This window comes from Flavobacterium sp. (assembly GCF_044348915.1).
Lineage (GTDB): Bacteria > Bacteroidota > Bacteroidia > Flavobacteriales > Flavobacteriaceae > Flavobacterium.
In genome coordinates this window covers 1-6,246 of sequence record NZ_JBIKRX010000121.1, presented here as the reverse complement: position 1 = coordinate 6,246, position 6,246 = coordinate 1, and the positions used below count along the sequence as shown (strand labels likewise).

The 6,246-nt window shown below is 32.5% G+C and carries 7 protein-coding genes and 1 pseudogene; 5 read left to right on the top strand and 3 right to left on the bottom strand.

Translation table 11 applies throughout. The annotated features are described in order from the left end of the window. The first annotated feature begins 385 nt into the window (after positions 1-385). From ACIQ1E_RS13425 to ACIQ1E_RS13415, 3 genes are all read left to right on the top strand, one after another. Positions 386-1,426, top strand: coding sequence for an IS110 family transposase (locus ACIQ1E_RS13425; RefSeq protein WP_396171820.1), 1,041 nt, complete (start codon positions 386-388; stop codon positions 1,424-1,426). A 127-nt stretch (positions 1,427-1,553) separates the two neighbouring features. Then, the gene (locus tag ACIQ1E_RS13420; RefSeq protein ID WP_396171819.1) at positions 1,554-2,321 is read left to right on the top strand and encodes an ABC transporter permease subunit; all 768 of its coding nucleotides are present in this window, start codon (positions 1,554-1,556) and stop codon (positions 2,319-2,321) included. Between the two features lie 35 nt (positions 2,322-2,356). Then, positions 2,357-2,728 carry a group III truncated hemoglobin gene (locus ACIQ1E_RS13415; protein WP_396171818.1) on the top strand — a complete coding sequence of 124 codons (372 nt, stop codon included), beginning with the start codon at positions 2,357-2,359 and terminating at the stop codon, positions 2,726-2,728. A gap of 85 nt (positions 2,729-2,813) precedes the next feature. Here ACIQ1E_RS13415 and ACIQ1E_RS13410 read toward each other — a convergent pair whose 3' ends face one another. The 3 genes from ACIQ1E_RS13410 to ACIQ1E_RS13400 all read right to left on the bottom strand — a co-directional run bounded on the left by ACIQ1E_RS13410 (position 2,814) and on the right by ACIQ1E_RS13400 (position 5,261). After that, on the bottom strand, positions 2,814-3,368 hold the full coding sequence (locus ACIQ1E_RS13410; protein WP_396171817.1) for a fasciclin domain-containing protein: 555 nt from the start codon (positions 3,366-3,368) through the stop codon (positions 2,814-2,816). Positions 3,369-3,434: 66 nt separating this feature from the next. Beyond that, on the bottom strand, positions 3,435-4,667 hold the full coding sequence (locus ACIQ1E_RS13405) for a hypothetical protein (protein ID WP_396171816.1): 1,233 nt from the start codon (positions 4,665-4,667) through the stop codon (positions 3,435-3,437). Continuing rightward, the gene (locus ACIQ1E_RS13400) at positions 4,668-5,261 is read right to left on the bottom strand and encodes a Crp/Fnr family transcriptional regulator (RefSeq protein ID WP_396171815.1); all 594 of its coding nucleotides are present in this window, start codon (positions 5,259-5,261) and stop codon (positions 4,668-4,670) included. Positions 5,262-5,412: 151 nt separating this feature from the next. On the opposite strand from ACIQ1E_RS13400, the gene ACIQ1E_RS13395 reads away from it, so the two are divergent. Beyond that, positions 5,413-5,778: a hypothetical protein gene (locus ACIQ1E_RS13395; RefSeq protein WP_396171814.1), complete on the top strand. Its 366-nt coding sequence runs from the start codon at positions 5,413-5,415 to the stop codon at positions 5,776-5,778. A gap of 81 nt (positions 5,779-5,859) precedes the next feature. Continuing rightward, positions 5,860-6,246: pseudogene (locus tag ACIQ1E_RS13390) on the top strand (hypothetical protein); the annotation flags it as partial.

The following is a 6,246-nucleotide window of genomic DNA, read 5'->3' as shown; positions in this document are numbered from 1 at the left end:
ACATCCCGATTGAGATTGAGGAAATTGAGAGTTTGATGAATATTTAAGTCATTCTTTTTATTGATTTTTTGAACCATTAATTAAGTTTTATTAAGAAGTTTTACAAATCTTGATTTTCTTAATTTCTCCTATGTTTGCGAAGTTATTGATTTGAGTTGTAAAAGTCAATAAATTTGAATTACAAAGTGAAAAAGAATGAGAGTTAATTAATTATTAAATAACTTACAAAGTATATTGACATTAAGAAATAACCTCATTCTTTTTTATCTTTTAGAGTCTGAACAGAATGTAAGGAATTAAGCAAGTCTTAATATCCAGAATATCCAGTAGGAGAAAAGACGAAGGGAGATTCATCACTTTATAAGTAATTTAAAACAAAAAAGTAATGACAAAAAAAGTAGTTAAGCAAGTAGTAGGAATTGATGTAGCTCAAAAAGAGTTGGTAGTAACTATGGGGCGTAAACTGGATGATTTTTCGATAGAATTATTTGGTTATAAAGTTTTTAAAAATAGTGATTCAGGTATTTTATCATTAGTTGAATGGGTAAAAAAAATAAGTGATAATGAAATTTCTGTTGGTTATGTAATGGAAGCTACGGGTGTATATCATCAAAAATTCGCTTATTATTTAAGTGAAAATGATTATGAAGTAAGCATTGTATTGCCTAATAAAATCAGTAATTATATGCGCACCTTGGAAACGAAAACTATTACAGATAAAAGTTGTTCACAAGCTATTGCTCAATTTGGACTAGAACGAAAATTAGACACTTGGTGCAAACCAAATAATGTGTATAAAGAATTACAGCAGTTAACAAGAGAAAGAGATCAAATTGTTCAAGAACGAAGCATTGTCAAAAATCAAATACACGCTGAAAATAGTGAAGCTGAACCCAATTTAAAAAGTTTGGATCGAATGACCTCGAGGGTAAAATTTTTAAATTCACAGGAAAAAGAGATCAAAGAGGATATTGCCGCTATCGTAAAAGGGAATCTTGATTTACAGCAAACTATAAATAGAATCACAACAATACCTGGAGTTGGAGCATTAACAGCAGTAATCGTTTTGGCAGAAACTAATGGTTTTGAATTGATTAGAAATAAATCACAATTAGCAAGTTATGCAGGTCTTGATGTTAAGGAAAAACAGTCTGGAACTTCAGTCAAGGGAAAACCAAGAATTTCTAAAAAAGGAAATCGGAATTTAAGGAAATCAATGCACTTACCTGCACTGACTGCAGTTAAATGGGATGATAATTTTAGAGAAATATACGCCAGACTAATATCCAAACACGGAATAAAAATGAAAGCATTAGTAGCAATTCAAAGAAAAGTGTTGGAATTGATTTATGTGTTATTCAAAAACAAAACCATTTATGACAAAGAATATATCACAAAAAATAGCGTGCAAACACAAATGGTTTAAACACGCTATAGAGACTAGCTCGATGACTGTCTTAGGATACAAAACTAATAAAAATTTATATTTTTATTTGGAAATCAACACAGAATCTTAATGGTTTAAAAAAGAAATAGAACTTAATTTTTACATTATGAACCGAATCATTAAAATCATATTTCTCGACATTCTTAAAAACAAGATTGTATTGGCTTATACATTGATTTTAGGGTTACTTTCTTGGAGTTCCTTCGGATTAGAAGACAATTCTGCCAAGGGATTACTTACTATTTTGAACGTGATTTTGTTTACGGTTCCCTTAGTATCCATCCTTTTTTCAACGATTTATTTATACAACTCTGCCGAATTTATTGAGCTTTTGTTGAGTCAGCCGGTCAAGAGGAAGAAAATTTGGTTTAGTTTATTTTTGGGATTATCACTCGCTTTGGTTTCGGCTTTTTTTATTGGAGCAGGTATCCCCCTACTGATAAATGCTCCCGATAGTGTTGGGATTATGATGGTAGTTATAGGTTGTTTGATTTCAATAATTTTTGTAGCACTGGCTTTTTTGTGTTCTATTGTTACTAGAGATAAGGCAAAAGGCATTGGTATTGCTATTATGACTTGGTTGTATTTTGCCCTGCTTTTTGACGGAATGGTGTTGTTTTTATTATTTCAATTATCCGATTATCCTATCGAAAAAGCAATGGTAGCTGTTACCGCTTTGAGCCCAATAGATTTAGCTCGAATCCAGATTCTTTTGCATCTTGATGTTTCTGCAATGATGGGTTATACTGGTGCAATTTTCAAAGATTTTTTTGGTACTTCATTTGGGCTGATTGTGTCATTTTTATTGTTGTGTTTGTGGGCAATTATTCCGTTTTATATTTCACTTAAAAAGTTTAAAAACAAAGATTTGTAATTCAAACTAGCTGAAGAGGTTTAATATTTAAAAATATGAAAACAGATATCAAAAACAAGGTAGATATAGAAAGGCTTGTTGATGCTTTTTACGTAAAAATTAAAGCGGATAAGGAAATTAGCTATTTCTTTGATGAAGTTGCTCGTGTAAAATGGGAAGAGCATTTGCCTAAAGTCTGTGCTTTTTTTGAGAACATCTTGTTTTATTCTGGGAATTATGAGGGGAATCCGATGGTAACGCACGAAAATTTGCACTATAAGAGTAAAGTAAGTGCTGCTCATTTCAGTCTTTGGAACAAGCATTTTATCAGCACTGTTGATGAATTATTTGCAGGGGTAAAAGCGGAAGAAATCAAGGAGAGAGCCATTAATATTGCTGCAGCAATGATGCATAAAACGGTGGGTTGAAGCAAAAAGCAATTTAAAATGAAAAAAGCGTGTGTTAGTAAAAACACACGCTTTTTTTTAACCAAGGTAAGATGAATTAGTAATTTTATTTTGGAAGTAATACATCGCCAATTACGTGAATTATCCCATTAGATGTTGGAATCGAGGCTACGATTTCTGAATCATTGACGAATGTTTTGTCTCCTTTTTTGGTGATTTTTACTTTACCGCCAAAAACCATATCAAATTCTTGACCGTCATTCATATATTCTGTTTTCAAAGTGCCAACATAAGTGTGATAACCCAAAATGTTTTGCAAATCTCCTATTTTCTCAGGTTTCAATAAGCCTTCTACAGTTCCAGCAGGAAGTTTGTCGAATGCGGCATTTGTCGGGGCAAAAACGGTAAATGGACCAGCGTTACTCAAGGATCTAACGAGGTCTGCAGCTTTTACAGCAGCAACTAATGTAGTGTGGTCTTTGCTTCCAGAGGCAACTTGAACAATGTTTGGTGCAGAGTTTGTATCAACAACTCCTTCTTGTCCTGTTGTTATAGCTTCTGAGCTTTCGGTTGTGGCTTCGGTTGAAGCTTCACTGTTTTGTTTGCACCCAATGGCAGTAAACAGTAAAACGACTAATAATGCGTGAATGGTTTTTTTCATAATCTAAGTGCTTAAGTTTTATAAGACAAAGCACTTCAATTTCAGGCATTTATTTTATGAGTGTAATCATAAAGGAGGGTTATTTTTTACTTTTTTTATGGAATAAATTGCCGTTAGCACAATTCCAATTAATAAAATAATAGCAACACCAAAAAGTATTTCATTTACATAAGGTATAATCGTATAGCTAAAAGCTGCAATACCCTGAACGGCTAGGACTAGTTCGTTAAAAACGACTCCAATTGTTAAAATAAGCACCCCAAATTTTATTTTTTTGGAAATAATGAAAAGGTGATTCGCATAGATGTAAAACAAAACAAATAATGTAATTATTGCCAATAAAACCAGATGCAAATAGGCAATAACAATGGGTCTAAACCCAAAAGCTAGCTGGCTAATAATCGGAATCGTGGAGCCAGCCTGAAGCAGCAGTTTTACACTCACGGCTAAACCAATAAATAACAATAGATACCGCAATAGCGGTGCTAAATTTTCGATTGTGTTTTCACGGATTTTCCTTAAAATCAGTACAAATCTGAACCAAGCAAAAACTTGAATTAAAGCTGAAAGCACTGCAATTACATAAAGCCAAATGGGTAAATCCAACCAAAGTATGGATAGTAAATAGGCAGGAATACAAGCTATTGCAAATAATTTATAAGTGGTTTCCAAAAAAGGGTGCTTCGATTTGCGAAGGTTCAAAAAACCGAAAATTAAACCCATACAAGCAAAGAAAAACCATCCATTGTATTGAAAATGCAAATAATAATATACCGATGAAAGATATAAATCCTGAACAAAGTTTTTGCTAACCATCATATAGGCCAAATAAAACGTGCCTAAAGATGAAATCACATTGAAAAACAAGGCGGCTTTAAACCAATTTTTTGACAGTAAATCGGAATTTAGCGTGTTCAAGTCCTTTGTAAATTGGTATGCAAAAACGTAGGAAACCAGTATGGATGCAGTAGAAAAAACAATAGAAATCGGCCCATAACCTTGAATGATAAAGAAAACCAGCATTCCGTAAGCACAAATCAAGTTGGCAATGATGAGTTTTTTGTATTTGTTTCCTGGAAAATCATCGATTTTGCTCTGAAGATAATAAACCATCAACACCATAAGTGTGTGGCTTAACCAACCCGCAAAAGCAAAATGAGAATGGGAATGTTGCAGGTTTTTTTGCTCGAAATGTGGAAATTCAAAAACTATTTTATAGCGCATCAACAACCCGAGAAAGGCTACAATACAGAGGTTTGCTAAGGAGAATTTTAGCCAAAATTTGGTATTCAAAAACATCTAATAATATATTTTGTGATTTGTGATTTCAACTTTATTGGTTTCTTTCATTTTAGTAAAAACTCGAATTACAGTTTCAACTCTGAGCCCGGTGTAATTAGCAATTTCTTGCCTTGTATAGGGAATCAAGATTTTCTCACTGGAAGAGCCCGATTTTTTCTTAAAAGAATTCAAAAAAGCGATAATTCTAAATTCAGGTTTTTGATTGATAATTTCTTTTGAAGTTCTTGATTTTGCGTGTATTTTTTGAGCCATTAGAACCAAAAAGTATTTCTGGATAGATGGATATTCATCCAAAATTTTCAGAAACTTTTCTTTAGATAATTTTATGATGGTGCTGTCTAGAATGGCAACAGCTTTAGAAGGATATGTTTCGTTTATAAATAGAGGCGGTTCGCCAAATCCATCGCCACAACAAAAAATCCCTTGGGTAAACTCTTTCCCTTCATCATTCGAATTGAACAATCGCACACTGCCATCAATAATTTGGAAGTAAAAATGAGCCACTTCATCTTCATCAAAGACAATCTCATTTTTTATATATTTTTTGGCTACTGCACCATAAGAATAAAGTAAATCTATATCTATTTGCATAAATTAAAGTTAGGAAATTTTCTGTTTTTATTTGATTTACTTGGCAAATGAAACACATTGCTACAAATTTATGTTGCATAAAGATATGCAAATATGATTAGAATCATAAGGATAATTTTAATTCTAGGTTTATATTTGCATCGTGAAAAAGATGTTATTCCTATTAGCGCTACTTATTTTACTAAAACCGGTACTTCCGGTGGTAGATTATGTCGTTAATTATGAATATATTACAAAAGTGCTCTGTGTCAATAAAGACAAACCAAAAATGAAATGTAATGGTAAATGTCATTTAATGAAAGAACTTGCCAAAGCATCGGATAGCGAAAAACCCATTTCTTCAGATAAAAAATCAGCGACTCAAGAATCGGAAGTGTTGTTTTTTGAAAAAATCAATTCCTTTAAAATAACTTCAATATTTTTTGAAGATAAGCACCAATTATACACTAACTATTCAGATTTATACTCCTATTTGAATGGTGTTTCTGTGTTTCGTCCCCCCATTTTCATTTCATAATTTTTCAAGTTTTTACTATGGCATTATTCGATAGCGATACTATTGACGTGCTTTTTATTATCAAAAATTAAAAAAATAGAAATGAAATTTTTAAGAATAATACCTTTGGTTTTAGCAACCATTTTTGCGTCTTGTACTTCAGATACGGATGATAATACTGTTAACGAATTAGACGGATTAACCAAGTTTAAGGAAATCTCAAACACGACTCACACCATAGAATTATACAAGCATATGGGTGGTTTAGAACAAGGTTTCAATGAAATCGCACTAAGAATTAAAGATAAAACCACAAACCAATATATCAAAAACGCAACTGTTGCTTGGAAGCCAGTAATGCGTATGACGATGATGAGCCATTCTTGTCCTAAATCACCAGTAACCAAAGTTTCTGCAGATGGAGATGTTTATGAGGGCTATATTGTTTTTCAAATGGCAGAAAACGCAATGGAAAAATGGGATTTGACC